Annotated in this window: 1 protein-coding gene; it reads right to left on the bottom strand. The window is 49.2% G+C overall.

The window, feature by feature from the left end:
- Positions 1-240: hypothetical protein (locus tag LZZ90_RS14035; protein WP_237791330.1), on the bottom strand; the 240-nt coding region annotated here is incomplete at both ends.

A 240-nucleotide genomic window follows, 5' to 3' on the forward strand; every position in this document is an offset into this window, starting at 1 on the left:
TTAAAGGTGTAGCCGAAGAAACACAACCCGTAGCCGTATCGCGAACCGTTACATTGTATCCTCCTGGGGGAAGTCCTGTAAAAGTTCCTGAAGCCTGATAACTTACTCCGTTTACGCTATATTCTAAAGTAGCTCCTGTTGGTGCGGTCACTACAATCGTTCCCGTTGGAACCGTACAAGTCGGTTGAACTGTTACGCTAGCTGTTGGCGCTGCCGGATTAGCCGGAATTGGATTCACCG

It is taken from the genome of Flavobacterium sp. SM15 (assembly GCF_022012335.1).
In the GTDB taxonomy this organism is placed as follows: Bacteria; Bacteroidota; Bacteroidia; order Flavobacteriales; family Flavobacteriaceae; genus Flavobacterium.